Genomic DNA, 21480 nt, shown 5'->3' with positions numbered 1-21480 from the left:
CGCGCGCTTCGAAATCAAGCGATAAAAACGTGAGGGAAATAAAAAAGCCCGCTCTTTCGAACGGGCTCGTGTGTTGACATGGAGTGCGGAGGGAGCGGGATTCGAACCCGCGGTACCCTTTAGAGGTACGGCAGTTTAGCAAACTACTGGTTTCAGCCACTCACCCATCCCTCCGGATGGCGCTTAGCTTAGCGGTTGCAAATATAAACGAATCCGCGGCATCCTCACAACCCGCCGAAGCAATCCGATCCTTTATTTTTCGTTGTATCGCCGGAGGCACTTTCTATCTTTGTGCCGCTGGTCGCACACCGGGCCGGCTTCACCTGACTTGTACGCATGACCTGGTACCACGCGTTTGGCTTGACGGAACTTTTGATGCTGGCGGTTTTTCTGCTGCTTTACGTCGCGTTTTTGCGCCGCAATTTTGTGATGTCGCGGCGGTTGCGCTCCAAGAGCCGGTCGGTGTGGGTGAAGTTTTTTGTCCGCTCGCTCTACTTTGCGCTGATGATCATCGCGCTGCTGGGCCCTTCGTTCGGTGCAGCGCAACGCGAGGTCGAGGCGGTGGGCAAGGACATTTACGTGGCGGTGGACCTTTCCCAGTCGATGGACGCCATCGACATTCAGCCTTCGCGTCTGGCCAAAGTGAAATTCGAATTGCGGAACCTGGTCGACGCCTTTGCTTCGGACCGGATCGGCCTGATCATTTTCTCGTCGGAGGCGTTTATCCAGTGCCCTCTCACCTTCGACCACAACGCCCTTTCCATCTTCATCGAAACGCTGAACACGTCGCTCGTGCCCAACACCGGCACCAACTTCGGCGCGCCGCTGGAAATCGCCATGGAGAAGCTGGAAGACGAAGAAGGGGCCGCGCCCAACCAATCGAAAATTATTCTGTTGATCAGCGACGGGGAAGATTTCGGAGAAAACACCCGGACCATCGCCAACGATGTAGAAAAGGCGGACATCAAACTGTTTACGCTGGGCGTCGGCACGCCCCAGGGCAGCCCGATCCCGACGCGGCGTGGCTACAAAGTGGGGCCGGACGGCGCGCAGGTCATTACGCGGCTCGACGACCGCTCGCTGCGCGACCTGGCGGACCAGACCGACGGCGAATATTTTGAAATTACGGACCGGGTGAACGAAACCAAGCAACTGATCGGCGCCATTCAAGAGATTGAAGGGCAGGTGCGCGACACACGCTTTGTGGATGTGCAGGCCAACAAGTACTTTTATTTTTTGCTGGCCGCGCTGGTGCTGATGGTGCTGGACGGCCTGTTTACCGTAAAAATCATTCAACTCTGACGGCATGCGGATTTTCGGATGGGGTTTGTTACTGGTAACACTCTGGCTGGGCGACGGCGGGCTGAGCCGCATCGCGAAGCTGAACCGTGCCCGCGAGGAAGCCGCCGAAGCGTATCAGGCCCACCAATGGGAACAGGCCATTCAGAAATACACGTACCTGGTCGACTCGCTGCGCGACGAAACGCCCGCCGCCACGCTGAACCTGGCAAACGCTTACTTTCAGGCCGATCAGAAGGAAGACGCCCAGCGCTATTACCTGCGCCTGACCAGCACCGACGACGCCAAAGTCCGGTCTGTCGCCCGGCAGCAGCTAGGGGTGCTGGCCCACGAGCAAGACAATGTTGAGCTGGCGCTCGGCCACCTGAAAGAGTCCCTCAAAGCCGACCCGACCAACGAAGCGGCCCGCTACAATTACGAACTGCTGAAACGCCTCCAGGCACAACAACAGGAAGAAGAGAAGAACAAGCAGGAGGAGCAGAAACAGCAGGACGAGCAGAAACAGCAAGAGCCCAGCGATTATGCGAAAGCCATGAAGGCCCAGGCGGAACAACTGGCCGCGCAGCATCGTTATCAGGCTGCGTATCAGCTGATGCAGGAAGCCCTGCGCAAAGACAAAACCACCGAGGCCTTTAACGATTTCATCAAACGACTGGGCGAGGTGGCGGATATCAACAACCTGAACTGACCATGAAATTTTTTCTCTTCGCCGTTGCCTTTTTCGCCAGCCTGTCGGCTTGGGCGCAGAACGTAGACGCTTCGTTTCACGCGGCGGCCAACCAGTACATCAACGGCAACAAACAGGAAGCCCTGGCGACGGTCGAAACCGCCCTGCGCCGCTATCCGGACGATGCCAAGCTGAACGCGCTGTACAACAAACTGCAGGACGAGAACCAGCAGGACCAACAGCAGCAACAGCAACAGGGCGATCAGAAACAGGAGGATCAGGAAAACCAGCAGAACCAACCGCAACAGCAGCAGCAAGGCCAGCAGCAGGAGCAACAGGAAGGCGAACAACAGGAAAAACCGTCGGAAGAGCAGTCCGGAAAAGACCCGCAACAGCAGGAAGAACAGCCGCAGGAAGGTGAGGAAGGCGACGACGAAAAAGAGGCCTCGCAGGCGGCTCCCATCAACCAGGAGCAACTCGACAAGCTCAACATCAGCGAAGAAAAGGCCCGGATGATTCTGGACGCCATGCGCGACAGCGAGATTCAGTACCTGCAACAAAAGAAACACCGCAACAGCAAGGGCATCGACCCCAACAAGCCTGACTGGTAAGCCGTCGGTCGGCGCGCATCTCAGCCGCTCCACGCCACTTTTCCCCGGCACCGGCCTGCGAGGGGCTTTCCCCGATTTCGGGTAACTTGCCGTAACCAAACACCTCGTTTATCTCATGCAAGAAGTCTATATCATGTCGGCGGTACGCACGCCGATCGGCAGTTTCGGCGGCGTGCTGAGCGCGCTCTCGGCCACGCAACTCGGGGCGGCGGCCATCCGCGGCGCGCTCGCCCGGGCCCAGGTCCAGCCCGAACAGGTGCAGGAAGTGTTTATGGGCAACGTCGTATCGGCCAACCTGGGACAAGCCCCCGCCCGTCAGGCCGCGATCTACGCCGGCATTCCCAACACCGTCCCCTGCACAACCGTCAACAAAGTGTGCGCTTCGGGCACAAAAGCCATCATGTTTGCGGCACAAGCCATTCAGTTAGGCCTGGCCGATGTGCTGGTCGCCGGAGGGATGGAAAGCATGTCGAACATTCCGTATTACGTCCCCAAAGCGCGCTACGGCTATCGCTACGGGCACGGCGAACTGCTCGACGGCTTGGTGCGCGATGGACTGGAAGACGTATACCAGCAAAAAGCAATGGGCGTTTTTGCCGACGCCACGGCCCAGAAATACGGCATCTCGCGGGAACAGCAGGATGACTTTGCCATCGCTTCGTACAAACGCGTGGCCGAAGCGACCCAGTCGGGCCAGATGCGTCACGAAATTGTGCCCGTGGAAGTGCCGCAGCGCAAAGGCGATCCGATCGAAATTGCCGAAGACGAAGAATACCTCAACGTAAAATTCGAGAAGATTCCCGGCCTGCGCCCGGCCTTTACGAAAGACGGTACCGTGACGGCGGCCAACGCCTCTACCATCAACGACGGTGCGGCGGCGCTGGTACTGATGAGCAAAGCAAAGGCCGATGCCCTGGGTCTGAAGCCCCTTGCCCGGATCGTTTCGTTTGCCGATGCCGCCCACGAACCGGAATGGTTCACCACCGCACCGACCAAAGCCGTGCCGAAGGCCCTGGAGCGGGCGGGCCTCACGAAAGACGACATCGACTTTTTCGAGGTAAACGAAGCATTTGCCGTAGTGCCTCTGGCCTTTAACCAAATGCTGGAAATTCCGGCCGAGAAGGTCAACGTGTTCGGCGGCGCGGTAGCCCTAGGACATCCGCTGGGCTGCTCGGGCGCGCGCATCGTCACGACCCTGACCAACGTACTGCAACAGCGCAACGGCCGCTTGGGCGCGGTCGGCATCTGCAACGGCGGCGGCGGTGCCTCGGCGATGGTCATCGAACGGCTGTAGCGCCAACGTGCGGGGTCACAGGTCCGGACGTGCAACCTGCGTCCCCGCACCTATCCCTGAAATGCCTGCACATTTCCGCTTCACATCACGTACCCGGTCAGGAGCATACGGAACTATCTGGTTCGTGCGTTACTTTACTGCTGAAACACAGGTATTAACTGGCGTATGCGTAACCGTCTTTTCTTTCTGGTGGCCCTCGGTGGCCTGATTTCTCCCCTGTCGGCGCAATACAAAGTGCAGACCCGGTACGAAGGATCTGGAGCGTTGAAAGAAGAATATTTCGTTCAGGCACCGGGCGATACGGTTTTGGAAGGCTCGTTCCGGCGCTATTACCCCAACGGGCAGGTCGCCATTACGGGGGCCTTTCACAACGGCAAGCGCGACAGCATCTTCACGGAATATTACGAAGACGGGCAGCCCAAAATGGAAGTCCGTTTCGAGGCTGGTGAGCGAGAAGGGCCCATGGTCGCTTACAACCGCGAGGGGCGCATCATCCAGAAAGCGCAGTACGAAGACAACCAGCTTAAGGACACGGTTTACACTTACTACGACGACGGCAATCCCCGGCGCATCGGGCGGTTCGAAAACGGTTGGCCCGAGGGTCTGCTCCGTGAATATTATCCGAACGGCAAGGTGCAGAAGGAGATCATGTACGTCGGCAACAAGCAGAACGGCATCACCAAAACGTATTATCCGGAAGGAGGACTGGAAACCGAGGCGCATTACAAGGACGGGCGCGTCAATGGCTTCTACAAGGTGTATTACCCCAACGGCGCCCTAGAAAAAGAGTCGATGATGGTCGACGGCACCCGCAACGGCGTGTTTCGTCACTTCAGCAAAAGCGGGCAACTGCTGCTTGAAGGGCACTATACCAAGGGTGAGCTCGAGGGAATCAACCGCGCTTTTTACGAAGACGGTACCCCGCGCCATGAAATCCGCTACGATGCAGGCAAAAAGGTGGGTACGGCCCTGTACTACCACCCGAACGGCAAAGTGCGCGAACAGATCCGGTATGCGAACGACGAGAAGGACCGCGCCGTTAAAACCTGGGATGCGCAAGGCGTTTTGCTGAGCGAGAAGACCTACGTGGAAGACCAGCCCGCCGAAACCTGGATCTACTATTACCCTAACGGAAAGCCGCAGCGCCAGGAGCCTTATGCCAACGGGCGCGTCACGGGGGTGGTGAAGGAGTTTTACGAAGACGGCACCCGGAAGGAAGAACGGTCGATGCAGAACGACCTTCGCTCCGGGCCTGCCAAAACGTATTATCCGTCGGGCCAACTGGAGAGCGAAGGGATCTGGAAGGCCAACAGCCCCATCGATACGCTGACGCGCTACCACGAAAACGGGCAGATTGCCGAAAAAGGCGGTTTCCGAGGTGGGAAGCGTTCCGGCCCCTGGGAAGTCTTCAACGAAAAAGGCAAGCCGCTTCGCACCGAAATCTACCGCAATGGCGAAATCATCGAAACCAAAGCCAAGTAGCCTGTAGGCGAAGGGCTGTCAGCCAGAGCCAGAGCCTAATCAATTCCACCGCTCCGCAGCAAACCACGGTCTGTTCTCCTCATCCGTCTTGCGCTAACTCCCGCCATCCCCTAGCTTTGTTGGCTCATGCTTCCCATTATGCAGGCCATCAAAGAAACCCATTTCCAATTTCCTGGACAGACCGGTTTTTACCGGGGAAAAGTCCGGGATGTCTACTATTTCGGTTCCAAACTTGCGCTGATCGCCACCGACCGGATCTCGGCGTTCGACGTGGTACTGCCGCGGGCCATTCCTTACAAAGGCCAGGTCCTGAATCAGATTGCCGCCCGTTTCCTGCACGCAACGGAAGACATTGTGCCCAATTGGGTGATGCACGTGCCCGACCCGAATGCGACCGTGGGGCTGGCCTGCGAACCCATTCCGATCGAGATGGTGGTGCGCGGGTACCTCGCCGGACACGCCTGGCGCGAGTACCGCAGCGGTAAGCGCACGCTGTGCGGCGTGGCGTTGCCGGAAGGCCTGCGCGAAAACGACCGCCTGCCGGAGCCGATCATCACGCCGTCGACCAAAGCGCACGAAGGCCACGACGAAGACATTTCGCGGGAGGAAATTCTGCAACGCGGCCTTGCGCCGGAAGCCGACTACGTTCAGCTGGAAAAATACGCGCTGGCGCTTTTTCAGCGCGGCACCGAGATCGCCCGGAAGCGCGGTCTGATCCTGGTCGACACCAAATACGAGTTCGGACGCTACGACGGAAACCTGTACCTGATCGACGAGGTACACACCCCCGATTCGTCGCGCTATTTTTACGCGGAGGGCTACGAAACACGCCAGCAGGCAGGCGAACCGCAGAAGCAGCTTTCCAAGGAATTTGTGCGCCAGTGGCTCATCGACGGCGGTTTTCAGGGCAAAGCCGGGCAGCAGATTCCGGAGATGACCGACGAGGTGGTCAGCCGTATTACGGAAAGATATATAGAACTTTACGAAAAGGTAACCGGCGAACCGTTTCACCGTACAAATGACGAAGACCCGCTGTCTCGCATTGAGAAGAACGTCGCCGCGTACATCTGAGCTGAGAGGCGAGTCGATTCAGAGCCGCTCAATCTTTTTTGATTTATGAAATTTACTACCGACAAAGAGGAGAAGTACTGCATACTCCGCCTTGAAGAAGACAAACTGGACGCCACTATTTCTCCGCAGCTGAAAGCCGAATTTGTGACGCTTCACACCAGTGGGTACAAAAACATCATCCTGGATCTGTCGCGCGTGCGTTACGCCGACTCTTCCGGCCTGAGCTCGATCCTGACGGGCGATCGTCTGTGCAAAGACGCGGGCGGGGTATTCATCCTGTCGTCGCTGAACGATCACGTGCTGAAGCTGATCCGCATCTCTCAACTGGACACCGTGTTGAACCTGATTCCCACGACCGAAGAAGCCGTCGATGCCGTGTTCATGTACGAGATTGAAAACGAACTCCGTAACGAAGAGTAAGTGGTATTTGACATTACGATTCTGGGCTCGAATTCCGCGTCGTTCGCGTTTGGCCGGCATCAGACCGCACAAATTGTAAATCATAACCACCATCTTTTTCTGATCGACTGCGGCGAAGGCACGCAGATCCAGATGCTCCGGTACCGGATTCGTCTGAACCGGATCAATCATATTTTTATCAGTCACCTGCACGGTGACCATTACCTGGGCTTATTGGGGTTGCTTTCGACCATGCACCTGCAAGGTCGGCGCAACCCGCTTTTTTTATACGGCCCGCCCGGCCTGGCCGAGATCATCACGCTCCAGTTTCAGATTTCGGACACCCGCCTGAATTACCACATCGACTTTAAAGAACTGGAAACCGAGCGCTCGTACCAGATTCTGGAAACCGATACGCTGACGGTCCAAACGCTGCCGCTCGACCACCGCATTGCTTGCTGCGGCTTTCTGTTTAAGGAAAAACCGAAAAAACGCCGCCTGTTGCGGGATAAGTTGCCGCACGGCTTGCCTCCCGTCCACCTGAACGCACTGAAGCGGGGCGAAGACGTGAAAGACGAAGCCGGCAACGTGGTGGTGCGTAGCGAGGAGGTAACGCTCCCCCCCCGCCCCAGCCGTGGCTATGCCTACTGCTCCGACACGCGCTATAACGAGCGGCTGATTCCGCTGATCCGGAACGTCGACCTGCTTTACCACGAATCGACTTTTACGAACGAGTACGCCGAGCGCGCCGCCGTTACGTACCACAGTACCGCCCAGCAGGCGGCCGAAATTGCCCAGAGGGCCGAAGTCGGTCGGTTGATTTTAGGCCATTACTCGTCCCGTTACCGAGACCTTACTACCTTTGAGCAGGAAGCCCGCGAAGTCTTCGCCAACAGCTTTCTCTCTTCCGAAGGCGCTACCATTCCCATAGGTGAACTCACAAACGAATCCGACTGACAAACGCACCCGGCTTTTCATTCTGCTGAGTGGCATTTTTCTGACCAACGCACTGGTCGCCGAAATCATCGGGGTCAAAATCTTTTCGGTAGAAGGTACGTTGGGCCTGTCGCCGGAAGCACTGGGCAACTACAACCTCACGGCCGGGGCGGTCATCTGGCCGCTGGTGTTCATCACGACCGATGTCATCAACGAGTACTTTGGTCCGAAGGGCGTGAAGCGCATCAGTTACCTGACGGCTGGATTTATCGGGTATGCGTTTCTGGCGATTTGGGTGGTGACGCTGTTGCCCCCGGCTTCTTTCTGGCTGGAAGTGAACGGCACTGACGCAGCCGGACAGCCGTTCGACATCGATTACGCCTTCAAAACCATTTTTCGGCAGGGACTGGGCATTATCATCGGATCGCTCACGGCCTTTCTGCTGGGCCAGTTGCTCGACGCTTACGTTTTTCATTACCTCCGTCACCTGACGGGTACCCGAAAAATCTGGCTGCGGGCAACAGGCTCTACGCTGGTTTCGCAATTGGTGGATAGTTTCGTCGTGCTGTGGGTCGCCTTTTTTGTGTTTGGCAACTGGTCGTGGGCGCAGGTGCTCGACGTGGCCTGGAACAACTACATCTACAAGTTTATTGTCGCCGTGGTCCTGACCCCGCTGTTGTACGTAGCACATTATTTCATTGACCGGTACCTGGGCGAACAAACGGCCGAGAAGCTAGAGACTGAAGCGGCCCGACAATAAAAAAGGCACCCCACAGGATGCCTTCTCTTCGCTATTTCACTGTACTTACTGTTGCTTTTAAAATCCGCCGGTGTTGTTGGCGGTCCGCATGCCGTTCATTTTGAAACCAAAAACGGGCAGTCCGACGCGGGCCTCCGCATACAACCCGCGCCCGGCGATGCCCGGCCGGAATCCCACTTCCCCACCGAAGGAAAAATAGGAGCGCTGGTTGAACATGATGTCAAAGCCGGTACGAAAACCGATTTTACGGGTTTTCACGGCAGCGGTGCTGAAGGTAACCTGCTTCTCGGTGTCGTCCAGGTGCGCGATAATATCGTCAAGCTTCACCCACGGTGAAAGTAGCAGATCGCCATAGAAGGTGATGAAACGGTCGTCGCCAATCGTTCCGACCTTGTCGGCTTTCACCGAAATGTTCCGGATGATGCCGTACGAACCGCCCAGGTACATTCCGGGGGCGGTTACGTTGGTGAACAGCGTACCGCCATTCTCGGGCGAGTAGGCCAGCGTACTGCCGTCGTCGCCTGTCAGCACGGCCCCCTGTTTTCTCAACACGGGCGACAGGGCCGTTGCCGTTTCATAATGTTCGAAGCCCCCGCGCACGCCCACGAAGTTGCGAACCTGGGCATTGACCGTAATGCGGTCGTAATTTTCGTAACGGTAACGTTCCTGTTTTTTGTACGCCATCACCAGCCGGGCCACGCCCTTTTTCTCCCGGTCGATTACGTGGTAGGTCATGCCCGCCTGAATCCGCAGAAAGCGGTCCAGTTTGGTGGCAAGTTCGTAGCGTTGGTCACCGATCATCACAGCGCCGTTGCTTTCGCCGAGCTGACGCGCGAAATCGACCTGTTTTGCGTACGGTCCCCGAAGTTTTGCTTCAAAATGGTATTTATCTTTCATCAGGTAATCTGCCTGGACGCCATAACAGATCGCCATGTTGGTCTGAAACATATCCGCCGTTAAGGGCTGGATGTGCAGCCAGAGGTTATTGATTTCGTAGGGTTCGTCGGCAATGGTTTCGTAGTTCACCACTTTATTGGAAGAGGACTGTGCCAGCGCAAAACCGGCTACCATCCATGCCATTACCGCCAGAGAAAATCGAAGCTTCACGATAGTAAGGTCTGTTGTGTCAACATTCAGGGAGGTGTATCCCCGTTGTTAACAAATGTAACCCTTCGTTTCGGCCGCACTGTTCGGAATGCGGCGAAGACCTTACAGCCCCTAAAAGTAGGTGATAATTAAACGGTTACCACGAAGAAAGGCGCACCCAGACGTCGGTATTCCGGCCGCGGTCGTCGCTGCACGACACCTTCAGCCGCCCGTCCGTAGCGCCCGCGTCCGGTTGCCAGAACACCGGCTCGGTCGGGGACGCGGCTTTGAAAAACTGATCGTTGACGTACCAGTATACTTCCTTCACATCGCCTTCGGCCTGGCACTGCAGCATAAGCTCGGCCGGTTCTGTGCGCTCCACCACGTATTCTTTGCCGTCTACCGGCGAAACAATCTGGGGCGCATCCGCCTGCCAGACCCGCGTGCAGGCTGGGTTGTGTGGCGGCACGACTTCCGGTGCTGTGCCCTGCGCCCGCTGAAAAGCCAGCACCGGAGCGGGCAGACGACGGTAACGTTTGCGCTTGTAGCCCGCCGGCGGTGAACAGACCGGACAGTACGACAGCGTTTCGTCGGGCGAGACGCGGACTTCCTGCCAGTGGTCACATACCCGCGCTTCGGACACCAGCGGCAAGAAGTAATCGACCACCTGATGCTCGCACGCTGGACCAGGCACCAAGCCGGTCTCTGCACAGACCAGCCGGAAACCCAGCGCGGCAGGCGCCCGAAACCAGCGCTCCGTTCCGTTGGGCTCCAGCATGTTGAAGAGCTTGAACAACAGCGGCGTGGCGGCGTCGGCGCCGGTGAGTTCGCGCACGCCTTCACCCGAGAAATTTCCGACCCATACCCCAACCGTGTAGCGCTCGTTGTAGCCGATGCTCCAGGCGTCGCGGCGGCCGTAAGACGTCCCCGTTTTCCAGGCAATGCGGGGGACGCGTAGGGCATGGTGCTCGCGCTGAGGAAGGTCGGGGCGCTCCAGTTGGGTCAGAATTTCGGTTACCACGAACGAGGCTGCCGGACTCACTACCGCGGCTGTGGTCGTGTCGTCTCCGGCTGTGGCCAGAGTCCGCAGCGGTCGGTAGCGTCCCTGGTCGGCCAGGGCGGCGTACAGCGCCGTCAATTCCTCTAACGTGGTGCCGCAACCGCCCAACACGGTTGAGAGCCCCAGGTAGTGCTGCTGACGCGCAATGGTGGCGAACCCGGCCTGTTTGAGGCGTTGTACCAACAACGGCACGCTTACCTCCTGTAATAATTGCACCGCAGGCAGATTCAGCGAATGCGACAGCGCCAGTTCGGCTGTCACTTGGCCGTGAAATTGCCGATCAAAATTTTCGGGGGCATAACCGTCGTAATCCGTCGGGACATCGGGCAACATCCGTTTAGGCGTCACTTTTCCTTCGTCGAACGCCAGGGCATACACCAGCGGCTTCAGCGTACTACCCGGCGACCGGACCGCCCTCACGCCGTCGACTTGCCCGGCATGGGTACCGTCCTCGAAATCAGGCGACCCGAGGTACGCCACTACCTCACGCGTACGATTGTCTACCACCATCACGGCGGCGTTGTGCACATTGCGCTGTTTCCAATGTCGTATGTGCGTCTCGGTCAACGTTTCCACCTGCGCCTGCACCCGGCGGTCGATTGTTGTGCGCACCACCGGCACGCGTTTGTGGGTCTGGGTCAGGCGGCGGGCCAAGTGCGGAACGCCGCGGGGCGTAGGGCGACGCCGCAGGTTGAGTGGCTCGGCTAAGGCGTCGGCAACGGCCTGCACAGGAAACACATTCGCCTCGCGGAATGCCCGCAGCCATTGGTTTCGCACCGCCAGCAGTTCATCGTTCGGTTGGTCCAGACGCAGCGAAGAGGGTCGGTTGGGCACTACGGTCAGGGTAGCAATCTGCGCAAGACTCAGGTGGTTGGGGGATCGCCCGAAATACAACAGCGCTGCCGATTTCACCCCTTCCAGGTTACTCCCGTAGGGGACCAGATTGAGGTAGAGTTGCAGGATCTCGTCTTTGGAATAGTGCCACTCCAGTTGCAGGGCCCGGAACATTTCCCGCAGTTTGTTTCCGTAGGTACGAGGTTGTGGGTCAAGCAGCCGGGCGACTTGCATGGTGATCGTAGAAGCGCCGGAAGTACGCCGCCCGCTACGCCAGTTGCTTGCCAATGCGCGCACCATCGCCAGCGGATTGACGCCCATATGGTAGTAAAAGAAGCGATCTTCTTTAAACAACAAGGCCTGCCGCAACGTAGGCGTAATTTCGGACAGTTCGGTATACATCCGCCATTTGTCATCGGCACTCAAACGGGCATGCAGCACAGTTCCGTCGCGGTCCAGCACCAGCGGCGCATACGCTACCTGCGGTCGAAAGGGAAAACAGGCGTCCAGCAGAAGAAAAAGCCCCCACAGTGCCACCATACTTCCAGCAAACAGGACCCAGTGCTGCTTACGCATTCGTCTGAAGTAAGTGAACTTAAGCATCGGGCGACGTGGCGTTGGCATACGCCATTTTCATAAAAACCTGCAGTTCTTCGTCCAGGTCGGACGGCTCGTAGAGGCGGAAATGGTGTGCGTACACCCGGGACTGGGGGGCTACCTTCCCGACCTTGAAAAAGCAGAGATGGCCTTCGTACGACTGCGGGAAGCGGAACACTCCACTCACAAACGTTTTTCCGAAGGCATAGAGGTACGCCATGTGCCGAGTCGCCTCAAAAGCCACCGTGGTTTTGGTGGGACGCAGGTGCACCGGTCCCAGCGCCTGCATTTCCTTGGTAAACAGGCGGAACAGTTCCACCGCGACGGGTGGTTTGTTGCTCAGAAAATTTTCTACGTCGCGTGGCAGCATGATTCTCGTTACGGCCGGGCGTTCTGTTTTGGGCTTGCCAAGGTTATCCAAAAAGTACTCCTTTTTTCTTGCGTATTCTTTGCTAACGTTACACACTCCGCGGCTTATATCTTTTTTTTCTGTTGATTTGGTATTAATCTTAGCCTGATTTATCTGTTACTTTTTCGACCAGCGCACTTCATCATGAAAAATCTGCTTCTGCTCCCGTTGTTTCTCGCATTGAGCCTGCCCGCCGGGGCCGTGGGCTCCCTGAAATGGGGCAAAGTCAGTAAAGAAGAGTTAGCCCTGACCGTATGCGACTACGACTCTTCGGCCGTGGCCGTGATGCTCGACGAAGCGGGCAAAGTCACGTTTGCTTACGGCAGCGACCCGATCATCTACAAACATTTCCGAATCAAGATTCTGGACGACAAAGGGTTGGATTACGCCGACGTCCGGTTACCGTTTTACGTAAAAGATAACCTGGAAAGCATTAACGGCATCCGTGCGCAGACCATCAATGTAGAACCTGACGGGTCGATTACCAAGCACGAAGTTTCGAACAAAGAGATTTTCGAAGTGCGCCTCGACGACCGCTGGAGTGAGAAACGCTTTACATTTCCGAACGTTCGCAAAGGTTCGATCATTGAGTATTCGTACCGCACGTATTCGGAGAGCGTAGTTTTTCTGGAGGGTTGGGTCTTTCAGAACGACATTCCAACGCTTCATTCGGCGTTCGAAGCCGAAATTCCTTCGGGCCTCGATTACCGCGTGCTGTATCAGGGCACGCGCCTTCTAAAAAATTATTCCGAGACTCCCACCAGCAAGTGGGAATTAGAAGACCTGCCGGCCATTCGTAAAGAGGTTCATGCTCCGCATCTGCTGGACTACGTCGAGAAAATCCGCTTTCAGCTGGCAGGGTATTACAAACGCGGGAGTATGCCGAGCAGCGGTATGGAATACACCACTCTGATGAAAACCTGGGAGAAATTTTCGGCCGATGTACTGGAAGCCGATGCGTTTCGGTTGTACCTGGAGAAGAAAGGGTGGGCGCGCAAACGGCTGGAGGAAAACATGACACTGCCCGTCGACCCGACCGACCGGGCCCGTGCCATTTATGCTTTTGTGCGCGACCATTTCCGGTGGAATGGTGAGTATGGGTATTTTGCCGACAAAACGCCCGATCAGTTGTGGGAAGCCCAGGAAGGGGCTAGCGACGAAATCAACCTGCTGCTCTGCCTGTTGCTGCGTGCCGCCGACCTGGAAGCCGATCCCGTCCTGGTAAGCACCCGAAGCCACGGCCGGGTTTTTCGGGGAGCACCTATGCTATCCCAATTCAACCACCTGATTGCCAATGTACACATCGACGGTAAAGACCAGCCCCTGGACGCCATCCTGGGCCATCACCCGTACGGTTGCCTGCCGTATCAGGATTTGAACGAGGGTTTGTATCTGCTGCATGCCAGCAAGGGGCGTTGGCTTGAACCTACTCAGCCGGCGACAAACGTCGCCACGTCGATTCAGGTAAACCTGCAAGACCCGTCACAGACGGTTTCGGAGTACGAAATCAATTACACCGGCTACGAGGCAGTACGGATGCGCCAGCAACTGGCCAAAGGCGGCGAAGAATGGCTGCGGAAACAATGGAATACCAAAGGCACTTTGGAGCGCCTGGAAATCGAAAATTTGGCAGCCTTGGACAAACCCCTGACCATTCGTTGCCAGCTCATCCAGCCGAGTCAGGCCGCAGGCAACCGGATGTATTTTCAGCCCGATTTTCAGTCGCAGTTCGACGAAAATCCCTTCTCTGAGGCCAAGCGGTACTACCCCATTGAGTTCGACTATCCGTTTACAGAGATTTTTACGATGTCAGTCGTCCTGCCGCCTGGCCTGCAAGTCGAAGAGTTGCCGAAGTCGCTGAAAGCAGTTACACCCGACCGGTCTGCCAGCATCCAGTACCAGTCGCAACAAATTGAAACACAAATTCAGATACAGGGGCGATCAACCCTCCACCAGCATCTGATCGGGGCCGATCAATATCATGCACTGCGGGCGTTTTATGACATGACGACCAACAAACTCAAGGAACCACTCGTGTTGAAACGCCTCACCACCCCAGAGGGCCAAGGTGAGTAAAGTTGCGTCGAGGCTGGCACCTACGCCCAGTGGCTATTTGCATCTGGGCAATGCGTTTTCGTTTGTTCTGACGTGGCTTCTGGTGCGGCATCATGGCGGGACGTTGCACCTCCGCATCGACGATGCCGACGCGGCCCGCGTCCGCCCCGAATACGTCGACGACATTTTTCATACGCTCGCCTGGCTGGGGCTGGACTGGGACACCGGCCCCGAGGGGCCCGCCGACTTCTACCGTCACTACTCTCAGCAACTGCGCGAGGCACTGTACCAGAGTGCTCTGCAACAGCTCAGTGCCGTCCCGGAGGCGGTTTTTGCGTGCACCTGTACACGCGCGCAATTGCGCCGTCAGTCGGTGGATGGCCTGTATCCCGGTACGTGCCGCGCACGCCATCGGGCCTTGGACACACCCGGCTGCGCCTGGCGATTGCGCGTTCCCGAGGGTCTCCAGGTTACGTTTCAGGCATGGGGCGGGGACAGCTCCACGGTTGATCTCAGTCAGGCAATGGGCGATTTTGTCGTTCGTAAGAAAGATGGCAGTCCCGCCTATCAGCTTTCGTCCGTCGTGGATGATCTTCATTACGGCACCACCCTGATTGTCAGAGGGCTGGATTTGTTGCCTTCGACCGCAGCGCAAGTTTACCTGGCACAGCAACTAGCGCAGGTCACGCCCACTTACGCCGCCTTCGGAGACGTGCTGTTCTATCATCATCCGCTGGTGCAACTCGCTTCTGGTGAAAAGCTTTCCAAATCGGCGGGGGCGCAATCGGTACGCGAGGCCCGGCCGTCGGCTGCATCATTCTACCAAGTCATCGCTAAATCGCTCGGTTACAGCGTCCCGCTGCCGACTTCTGCGGCTGAACTCCTGGCACGTTTTGCAGAAGCCGCGTTGCCCACTTCGCCGAACGCCACGCTGCATGCTTCCGATTTTACACCTTCACCGCACTAATTTTCCGTCGGTTCTCCATACCACTGTTGGCTTCCACGACGTTGTAGAGGCAAGTTTTTTCATCGGGTTGCATTTCGGAAGTGCGGAGCGATATTTGCGCTGACGCTCCAACCTCGTTATTGATCCTATGTCCAGAATATACATGTTGATGCTGGCGCTGGTGTTTGCCGCTGGTGCCTGCCGTTCCCAGAAAGACACCGAAGCTCGGCTTCCGGTACTCACCATCGAAAAAACGCCCTGTTTCGGGCGCTGCCCCACGTACAAAGCCAGTGTTTACGAAGACGGCACCGTGTTCTACGAAGGCAGGCAGTTCGTGGCCAAAGAAGGCACGTATGAGTTTCAGGCCCCGGCCGAGCAGGTAAAACAATGGCTGCAGGAAGCGAAGCAATTGGGTTATTTTCAACTAGAAGACGAGTATCCTACAAAAGCGACTGACCTGCCGTCTACGATTACGTCCGTGCGCCTCGACGGAAAAACGAAACAGATCACCGCCGTGGAGAATGTCCCTCCCGCGCTACGGGCGTTTCAAACGAAGCTACACGAATCGATGATGCAACTCATCGAAGAACAGGAAGGAAAACCCGCTACCGAAAGGCATGATTAGTTGGGAAGATTTTGAAAAGGTCGAGCTCCGCGTCGGCACTGTCGTACGCGTTGAACCTTTTCCCGAGGCACGAAAACCCGCCTGGAAAGTCTGGGTAGATTTTGGCGAGCCGCTGGGCGTCAAAAAAACCAGCGCTCAAATTACCGCGCACTACACCGCCGAGACCCTGATCGGTCGGCAGGTCGTATGTGTCACCAACTTCCCACCCAAGCAGATCGGTAAGTTTCTGTCGGAAATCCTGATTACCGGCTTTCCTGATGAGCAGGGTGCTGTGGTCCTGATCGGGCCTGACCAGTCGGTTCCAAATGGGGCGCGTCTTTTTTAAGCCAGCAACAGATCGGCCAGTTCGTCGCCAATCAGGCTGCCGATGGCTACACCCATGCCGCCCAGGCGTACTCCCGCCACAGTACGAGTCCCTAACCGCCGGACAATGGGCCGCTTGTCTTCGCCAAAAGCCATAATGCCTGCCCATCGTTGGGCAATCTTCACCGGGTGGCCGGGCAGAATCACCGTCCGCAGCTTGTGAAGCAGGTCTTCGTAGATGCGCTCGTTGATTTCAAACGCGGTGGTTTCTTCGCCTGCGAAGTCGAGATTACGCCCACCCCCGAACAGCACCCGCCCTTCGAAGTTGCGGAAGTAGTAATACCCTTTGTCGAAATGGAAAACGCCCTTGAACGGCAGCGTCCCGAGCGGTTCCGTCACCAGAACCTGGCCTCGTCCCGGCCGCAAGGAGAGCTCCGGCAACAGGGCTGGGGTGAAGGCATTGGTACAGAAGGCCAGTTGCGCCGCCGAAAACTTTACCGGCTCCGGGTGGCCGGTCAGCGCGGCGGTCACGGTCACCTGCGCGTTGGCCTCTTCCCAGGATCTGACGTCGCACCCGTGCAACACCGTGACACCTTGTTCCACAGCACGCTGCCAAAGAGCACGCATCATTTGCCCGGGGTGCAACTGCCCCTCGTAAGGGTTGAAAATGAGGTGACGTACTGCTTCGGACGCAAAACCCAGGCGTGCCCGCGCTTCGGTTTTCACCTGAAACACCGGCTCCTGAAACAAGGGACTCAGTGATTCATTCACTTCCTCCAGCCGTGACAGGGCACCCTCTTCCCACTCTCCGATTAGCTCCCATCCGCCGTTCCCCTGGTAATCGAGAGCGGCGTCACCGACACGCGCGCGCAGGCGTTGCAGGCCCCGGTACCGACGCTCGACCAGCGCTAGCGTTTCTGCAGGGCCAATGGTGTCGATGTCTTCCAGCAATTCGGTTAAACTTCCGAAACAGGCGAATCCGGCATTCTTGGTGCTGGCCCCGTTCGGCAAAGTGCCGCGTTCCAAGACAGTTACCTGTGCGTTTGGCCGCCTTTCTTTCAGACGTAGGGCCGTCGAAAGACCAGAAATGCCTCCCCCTACGATCAGAAAATCGGTCGACAGATAGGTATGGGTTTCCCAAAAGCTTAACATCGCGTTACTGCTGTGTCGTAAAATAAAGAGGCAACTTCCCCAATTTTCTGCACTTTTAGCCGCACTACCCACCGTCATTTTACTACTCTTTTCCTCTGTTTATTATGCCCACGCAACCCGTTTCTGTTGTCGATGCGTTTGCACTACGACCGTTTTCCGGTAATCCGGCCGCGGTCTGTTTACTCGCTACTCCGCTTTCGGACGAGCGCATGCAGTTGATTGCTGCCGAGATGAACTTGGCCGAAACGGCATTTCTCCAACCAGAGTCGGAGGGATTCCGGCTGCGCTGGTTTACACCGGCCGTGGAAGTAGAGCTGTGCGGACACGCCACGCTGGCCAGTGCACACTGGCTTTATGAAAAAGGGGTAGTGTCTGAAAACCAAAAGATTACGTTCTACACCCACAGTGGTACGCTGTATGCCCACGGAAGCGCCGGTGAGGTCACACTGAACTTTCCGGTGAGTCCGGTCCATCCCGTCGAAACGCCGCAAGGGTTGGAAGAAGCGCTCGGTCTCCGCATAGCCACCACCTACCGTAGCCCTTTTGATTATCTGGTGGAGTTAGAGAGCGAAGCGGCCGTTCGATCTTTACAACCGGACATGAACCGCCTGAAGCATTACCCGCGGGGTGTGATTGTTACGGCGCGCAGCGACTCGTACGACTTCGTCTCGCGCATGTTCGGGCCAGCCGTCGGCATTCCGGAAGATCCGGTGACAGGATCGGCACACTGCGCCCTGGCCGCCTATTGGCAGCCCAAGCTGGGAAAAGCTGTTTTTCAGGCGTATCAGGCGTCGATGCGGGGTGGGGCGTTGGAGGTAACGCTGCAAGGCGATCGCGTTTTGCTGAAAGGAAAGGCTTTCACCGTGATGAACGGCGAATTGCAATGGACATAAAAAAAGCCTCGGAACCTTACATTCCGAGGCTTTTTAAGGTCTCTGAAAGTCTATTTTACCACCAAACGCTTGGTATCCTGCCGCACGCCGTCGAGGTAAAGTGAGTAGAAATAGACCCCTGCGCTCAGTTCGTTGGCAGGCAGGTCTACTTTTGTATCGTATTGAGAAAGAGCGATCTCTTTCGTCAGATTTCCCAGAATGTTAAAGATCATCACTTTCGCTTCCCGCACTTCCGGAGCCAGGGTGTATTCGATCACCGCTTTTCCGACGATGGGGTTCGGATAAATGTGCACACCGGACTGTACGCTGCTAACACTGCGCTCGTCACGACGCAACGACACTTCCCCCCGATCCTGTGCTCGAACGGCCGCGGCTTCTCCCCACATGCCGAACGCGAAAAGTGACACAATGAAGATATGTATAATTTTTTTCATAAGCTGCATAATCATTAAAAGAGGTCGTCAGTGGTTGCTCATCTAAAATTAATCAATATACCGACACCACGTTTTTTATTTTTCCTTTTTTATTACCTCTGAAGTCATCGTGTCTTCCACTTTTGGTGCGGAAGCAGGCTTCCTGGGTTTCTGTACGGAAGTTCTGACCACGTTGTTTTTAGCCGGGCGCTCTGAAACGCGCCAGGCAAAACTTTTTAGACGGCGATCGGGCTCAGAAAGCTCGTGCGGCGGTATAAAGACCGCATCGGGTTGCTGAATAAACACAATTTCGTGCACTTTTTTTTCAGCCATCCGGATTTGCATGTTGCTGCAAATCACTTTATTCATGCCAATCATCAACGAATCGCCTTCCAGCGCGAAATAGATGCTTTCGCCGTTGCCATCCACATCGACCCGGCGCATGTCACCTTCCTGGAACAAAGCTGTCATATTCCGACCTTTTATCTGATTGAAATTGTGCAGACTGTCGGTAGAAATGATGAACGCATTGGTTCGCATGTACAAGCGGTCGATGCGGTTGTTAGCCATTTGCACCTGTACGGAATCGGCCGTGAGCTGACTTTCGCCACTCCACAGCACAGGATCGTCGTAGAAATACAACAGCGAGTCGGCCAGGTCGTACACCAGGGAATCACAAATGCCTTGCAGATCCGACCGGTAGATCCGGATATTCGGGTAAGCCAGGAGCTTGCGGATTTCCGGTTTTTTAGGAGGACGCAGGGAGATCATGGTGTCGGCCGCGATAAAAAGCGTATCGCCTTCGACTGCGTTCTTCATCAGTGCCCGCCCGATTACTCGTGAATACCCGCGATTCCCGTCGTGGTAACCGCGGTCGCCTTCAATAATCAAACTATCTTTTTTCGCGGTGATCGAAACGTTGCGTCGCGCCCGCCCTACTTTGGTCAGTTCGTCGTACACCAGCGTATCACCGCGCAATACATACTCGTCCGTTTCGACTTGCGCCCCGCCCCGGAAATCTGACTGACGGCTCACAGTATTATAATCACCCTCCTGGGCGGTCAGCACACGCCCTTCCGAAATAATTTTGGTCGGGGCCCGGAAGTGAGCGATTTTTCCGACCCGGCTGTATTCGAGCGTGTCGGATTCCAATTGGTACGGCGGATCGATGCCCCGCAAGGTGACGCTGTCCTTAAACCGCATGTACTCGGTGTCGGTATGGTAGTACCCCTGCTTGCTGGTAAGCCTGTTTTCGTCGTCGACGATGGTGCCACCACCAAAGTAGTAGGCCAGCCGGTTTTCCCGGTCGAAATCCAAGTGCTGCGTGGTCAGGGTCATCTGGTCGTCGCGCAGCACAACCCGCTCGCCTCGCATGCGCGCCAGTCGGGTATTGCCGTCGTACAGGAGGCTATCGCCCGCTAAAGTCAGCGAATCGCCTTGTTTGATGCGCACATGTCCGAACGCTTCGATGGTGTTGGTCTTCACAAACCGATAGGCCGAGTCGCACGACATCACGGCCTTGTCGTGCCGGAAACGGACATTCCCTTTCAGACGCATGTATTGCAATTCCTGGCCGTTGCGTTCGATCATGCCCCCCTGTGCTTCGTCGGCATTGATAATTTCGATCAGCTCGCCTTTCGCGGTCGGTTTGGCTACAGCGGTGTCCGTCTTCACGGGCGACTGCGCCTTAACCCAGACCGTGATCAGCATAAAAACCAGCCCTAACAGAATTGTATTTCTCACGCTCCGATTTTTAGCAAAAATAGTGCCTGCACTCCACAATTCTCGACTGGCGTTCTATACATCCAAAAGTAACCTTCCGGACTCCTACTTTTTTGTAAAAACCCGAACTCTCTGTCGATCTTATTCAGCGCGCAGTCGATTTTTTCCGAACGGACACTGTGCCAATACCGGACACCGCGCACAATCGGGCTGGTAGAAATAGCAACAGCGCTGACCGTGGTACATCAGGGCTTCGTGGTGATCGTATACCGTTTGGGCATCCCAATCGGCTGGCAAAAGGGCTGACAGCACCGCATGCGCCGGGCCGGGGCCCATCTTGGCCGGAATCCAACCCAGCCGCTGCGCCACCCGGTGGTGGTGGCTATCGACAGGCAAGGCAGGAATGCGCAGACGGCTGAACAACAGCGTCGCGGCACTGGTCTTCGGCCCCACGCCCGACAGGCTTTCCAGCCACGCTCGCGCTTCCGGCACCGCCATCTCTTTCAGAAACTCCAGGTCGTACGTATCTCCGGTGCGTTCGCCTACTTCACGCAACACCGCCTGGATGCGGGGCGCTTTCTGTTCAGGCCACGTACAGGGCGCAATGGCTTCTTCTACCTCCGCCACGGGCGCATCGCGCACCTGTCGCCAGTCGGGGAACCGTTCGCGCAACTGCTTGTAAGCCCGCCCCGACTCGCGGTTTTTGGTGCGGTGCGACAACAACGCGCTGATCAGTTCGCTCAGCGGATCTTTGGTGCTGAAGTAAGGAAACGGAGCGCCATATGCCGCACACAAACGCTCGTGCACGGTCAGGACGTCTTCCAGCAAAGGGATGGGTGCCTTGATCATAGCTCTTCTTACGGCGG

Annotated in this window: 21 protein-coding genes and 1 tRNA gene; 14 read left to right on the top strand and 8 right to left on the bottom strand. The window is 56.7% G+C overall.

The window, feature by feature from the left end:
* Window positions 1-86: 86 nt before the first annotated feature.
* A tRNA-Ser gene (locus tag BLR44_RS03780) sits at window positions 87-174 on the bottom strand.
* A gap of 162 nt (window positions 175-336) precedes the next feature.
* Between BLR44_RS03780 and BLR44_RS03775 the strand changes: the two genes are divergently transcribed.
* The 9 genes from BLR44_RS03775 to BLR44_RS03735 all read left to right on the top strand — a co-directional run bounded on the left by BLR44_RS03775 (window position 337) and on the right by BLR44_RS03735 (window position 8519).
* A complete protein-coding gene (locus tag BLR44_RS03775) occupies window positions 337-1302 on the top strand; it encodes a vWA domain-containing protein (RefSeq protein ID WP_089679364.1) in 966 nt (321 codons plus the stop codon).
* A 4-nt stretch (window positions 1303-1306) separates the two neighbouring features.
* Complete coding sequence (locus BLR44_RS03770) at window positions 1307-1987, top strand: tetratricopeptide repeat protein (RefSeq protein ID WP_089679361.1); 681 nt, start codon at window positions 1307-1309, stop codon at window positions 1985-1987.
* Window positions 1988-1989: 2 nt separating this feature from the next.
* On the top strand, window positions 1990-2577 hold the full coding sequence (locus BLR44_RS03765; RefSeq protein ID WP_089679358.1) for a hypothetical protein: 588 nt from the start codon (window positions 1990-1992) through the stop codon (window positions 2575-2577).
* A gap of 115 nt (window positions 2578-2692) precedes the next feature.
* Entirely contained in the window at window positions 2693-3871 is a 1179-nt protein-coding gene (locus BLR44_RS03760) for an acetyl-CoA C-acyltransferase (protein ID WP_089679357.1), read from the top strand.
* A gap of 165 nt (window positions 3872-4036) precedes the next feature.
* A complete protein-coding gene (locus BLR44_RS03755) occupies window positions 4037-5353 on the top strand; it encodes a toxin-antitoxin system YwqK family antitoxin (protein WP_089679354.1) in 1317 nt (438 codons plus the stop codon).
* Between the two features lie 138 nt (window positions 5354-5491).
* Window positions 5492-6424: a phosphoribosylaminoimidazolesuccinocarboxamide synthase gene (locus BLR44_RS03750; RefSeq protein WP_089680707.1), complete on the top strand. Its 933-nt coding sequence runs from the start codon at window positions 5492-5494 to the stop codon at window positions 6422-6424.
* 45 nt (window positions 6425-6469) lie between these two features.
* A complete protein-coding gene (locus BLR44_RS03745; RefSeq protein WP_089679351.1) occupies window positions 6470-6844 on the top strand; it encodes an STAS domain-containing protein in 375 nt (124 codons plus the stop codon).
* Window positions 6845-7780 carry a ribonuclease Z gene (locus BLR44_RS03740; RefSeq protein ID WP_089679348.1) on the top strand — a complete coding sequence of 312 codons (936 nt, stop codon included), beginning with the start codon at window positions 6845-6847 and terminating at the stop codon, window positions 7778-7780.
* Window positions 7755-8519, top strand: a complete 765-nt coding sequence (locus BLR44_RS03735) for a queuosine precursor transporter (protein ID WP_089679345.1) — start codon at window positions 7755-7757, stop codon at window positions 8517-8519. Before BLR44_RS03740 ends, BLR44_RS03735 begins: the two co-directional genes overlap by 26 nt.
* Window positions 8520-8576: 57 nt before the next feature.
* On the opposite strand, the gene BLR44_RS03730 is transcribed toward BLR44_RS03735, so the two are convergent.
* The 3 genes from BLR44_RS03730 to BLR44_RS03720 all read right to left on the bottom strand — a co-directional run bounded on the left by BLR44_RS03730 (window position 8577) and on the right by BLR44_RS03720 (window position 12466).
* A complete protein-coding gene (locus tag BLR44_RS03730) occupies window positions 8577-9626 on the bottom strand; it encodes a hypothetical protein (RefSeq protein WP_143017094.1) in 1050 nt (349 codons plus the stop codon).
* Window positions 9627-9762: 136 nt separating this feature from the next.
* The gene (gene pbpC / locus BLR44_RS03725; RefSeq protein WP_089679339.1) at window positions 9763-12075 is read right to left on the bottom strand and encodes a penicillin-binding protein 1C; all 2313 of its coding nucleotides are present in this window, start codon (window positions 12073-12075) and stop codon (window positions 9763-9765) included.
* Between the two features lie 19 nt (window positions 12076-12094).
* The gene (locus tag BLR44_RS03720) at window positions 12095-12466 is read right to left on the bottom strand and encodes a DUF5655 domain-containing protein (protein ID WP_143017093.1); all 372 of its coding nucleotides are present in this window, start codon (window positions 12464-12466) and stop codon (window positions 12095-12097) included.
* Between the two features lie 183 nt (window positions 12467-12649).
* On the opposite strand from BLR44_RS03720, the gene BLR44_RS03715 reads away from it, so the two are divergent.
* The 4 genes from BLR44_RS03715 (at window position 12650) to BLR44_RS03700 (ending at window position 16456) form a co-directional block, all read left to right on the top strand.
* Window positions 12650-14581, top strand: coding sequence for a DUF3857 domain-containing protein (locus tag BLR44_RS03715; RefSeq protein ID WP_089679333.1), 1932 nt, complete (start codon window positions 12650-12652; stop codon window positions 14579-14581).
* Window positions 14574-15527: a glutamate--tRNA ligase family protein gene (locus BLR44_RS03710; RefSeq protein WP_089679330.1), complete on the top strand. Its 954-nt coding sequence runs from the start codon at window positions 14574-14576 to the stop codon at window positions 15525-15527. The genes BLR44_RS03715 and BLR44_RS03710 overlap by 8 nt, the downstream gene beginning before the upstream one ends.
* Before the next feature lie 127 nt (window positions 15528-15654).
* A complete protein-coding gene (locus BLR44_RS03705; RefSeq protein WP_143017092.1) occupies window positions 15655-16131 on the top strand; it encodes a DUF6438 domain-containing protein in 477 nt (158 codons plus the stop codon).
* The gene (locus tag BLR44_RS03700) at window positions 16124-16456 is read left to right on the top strand and encodes a tRNA-binding protein (protein WP_089679324.1); all 333 of its coding nucleotides are present in this window, start codon (window positions 16124-16126) and stop codon (window positions 16454-16456) included. The genes BLR44_RS03705 and BLR44_RS03700 overlap by 8 nt, the downstream gene beginning before the upstream one ends.
* Here the strand turns inward: BLR44_RS03700 and BLR44_RS03695 are convergent.
* On the bottom strand, window positions 16453-17586 hold the full coding sequence (locus BLR44_RS03695; protein WP_089679322.1) for an NAD(P)/FAD-dependent oxidoreductase: 1134 nt from the start codon (window positions 17584-17586) through the stop codon (window positions 16453-16455). The two genes, BLR44_RS03700 and BLR44_RS03695, sit on opposite strands and share 4 nt — an antisense overlap.
* Window positions 17587-17690: 104 nt before the next feature.
* Between BLR44_RS03695 and BLR44_RS03690 the strand changes: the two genes are divergently transcribed.
* Window positions 17691-18479 carry a PhzF family phenazine biosynthesis protein gene (locus tag BLR44_RS03690; protein ID WP_089679319.1) on the top strand — a complete coding sequence of 263 codons (789 nt, stop codon included), beginning with the start codon at window positions 17691-17693 and terminating at the stop codon, window positions 18477-18479.
* A 50-nt stretch (window positions 18480-18529) separates the two neighbouring features.
* Here BLR44_RS03690 and BLR44_RS03685 read toward each other — a convergent pair whose 3' ends face one another.
* From BLR44_RS03685 to BLR44_RS03675, 3 genes are all read right to left on the bottom strand, one after another.
* Window positions 18530-18913: a T9SS type A sorting domain-containing protein gene (locus BLR44_RS03685; RefSeq protein ID WP_176955890.1), complete on the bottom strand. Its 384-nt coding sequence runs from the start codon at window positions 18911-18913 to the stop codon at window positions 18530-18532.
* 75 nt (window positions 18914-18988) lie between these two features.
* Window positions 18989-20635, bottom strand: a complete 1647-nt coding sequence (locus tag BLR44_RS03680; protein WP_143017091.1) for an OstA-like protein — start codon at window positions 20633-20635, stop codon at window positions 18989-18991.
* A gap of 120 nt (window positions 20636-20755) precedes the next feature.
* A complete protein-coding gene (locus BLR44_RS03675) occupies window positions 20756-21463 on the bottom strand; it encodes an endonuclease III domain-containing protein (protein ID WP_089679310.1) in 708 nt (235 codons plus the stop codon).
* Window positions 21464-21480: the final 17 nt, after the last annotated feature.

This window comes from Catalinimonas alkaloidigena (assembly GCF_900100765.1).
In the GTDB taxonomy this organism is placed as follows: Bacteria; Bacteroidota; Bacteroidia; order Cytophagales; family Flexibacteraceae; genus Mooreia; species Mooreia alkaloidigena.
This window is presented reverse-complemented; position numbering and strand designations above follow the sequence as displayed.

Coding starts and splice junctions, on each gene's coding strand:
- BLR44_RS03755 (WP_089679354.1), top strand. CDS start 4,037: ATGCGTAACCGTCTTTTCTTTCTGGTGGCCCTCGGTGGCCTGATTTCT.
- BLR44_RS03720 (WP_143017093.1), bottom strand. CDS start 12,466: ATGCTGCCACGCGACGTAGAAAATTTTCTGAGCAACAAACCACCCGTC.
- BLR44_RS03685 (WP_176955890.1), bottom strand. CDS start 18,913: ATGAAAAAAATTATACATATCTTCATTGTGTCACTTTTCGCGTTCGGC.
- BLR44_RS03715 (WP_089679333.1), top strand. CDS start 12,650: ATGAAAAATCTGCTTCTGCTCCCGTTGTTTCTCGCATTGAGCCTGCCC.
- BLR44_RS03695 (WP_089679322.1), bottom strand. CDS start 17,586: ATGTTAAGCTTTTGGGAAACCCATACCTATCTGTCGACCGATTTTCTG.
- pbpC (WP_089679339.1), bottom strand. CDS start 12,075: ATGCGTAAGCAGCACTGGGTCCTGTTTGCTGGAAGTATGGTGGCACTG.
- BLR44_RS03770 (WP_089679361.1), top strand. CDS start 1,307: ATGCGGATTTTCGGATGGGGTTTGTTACTGGTAACACTCTGGCTGGGC.
- BLR44_RS03775 (WP_089679364.1), top strand. CDS start 337: ATGACCTGGTACCACGCGTTTGGCTTGACGGAACTTTTGATGCTGGCG.
- BLR44_RS03705 (WP_143017092.1), top strand. CDS start 15,655: ATGTCCAGAATATACATGTTGATGCTGGCGCTGGTGTTTGCCGCTGGT.
- BLR44_RS03700 (WP_089679324.1), top strand. CDS start 16,124: ATGATTAGTTGGGAAGATTTTGAAAAGGTCGAGCTCCGCGTCGGCACT.
- BLR44_RS03765 (WP_089679358.1), top strand. CDS start 1,990: ATGAAATTTTTTCTCTTCGCCGTTGCCTTTTTCGCCAGCCTGTCGGCT.
- BLR44_RS03675 (WP_089679310.1), bottom strand. CDS start 21,463: ATGATCAAGGCACCCATCCCTTTGCTGGAAGACGTCCTGACCGTGCAC.
- BLR44_RS03750 (WP_089680707.1), top strand. CDS start 5,492: ATGCAGGCCATCAAAGAAACCCATTTCCAATTTCCTGGACAGACCGGT.
- BLR44_RS03745 (WP_089679351.1), top strand. CDS start 6,470: ATGAAATTTACTACCGACAAAGAGGAGAAGTACTGCATACTCCGCCTT.
- BLR44_RS03760 (WP_089679357.1), top strand. CDS start 2,693: ATGCAAGAAGTCTATATCATGTCGGCGGTACGCACGCCGATCGGCAGT.
- BLR44_RS03690 (WP_089679319.1), top strand. CDS start 17,691: ATGCCCACGCAACCCGTTTCTGTTGTCGATGCGTTTGCACTACGACCG.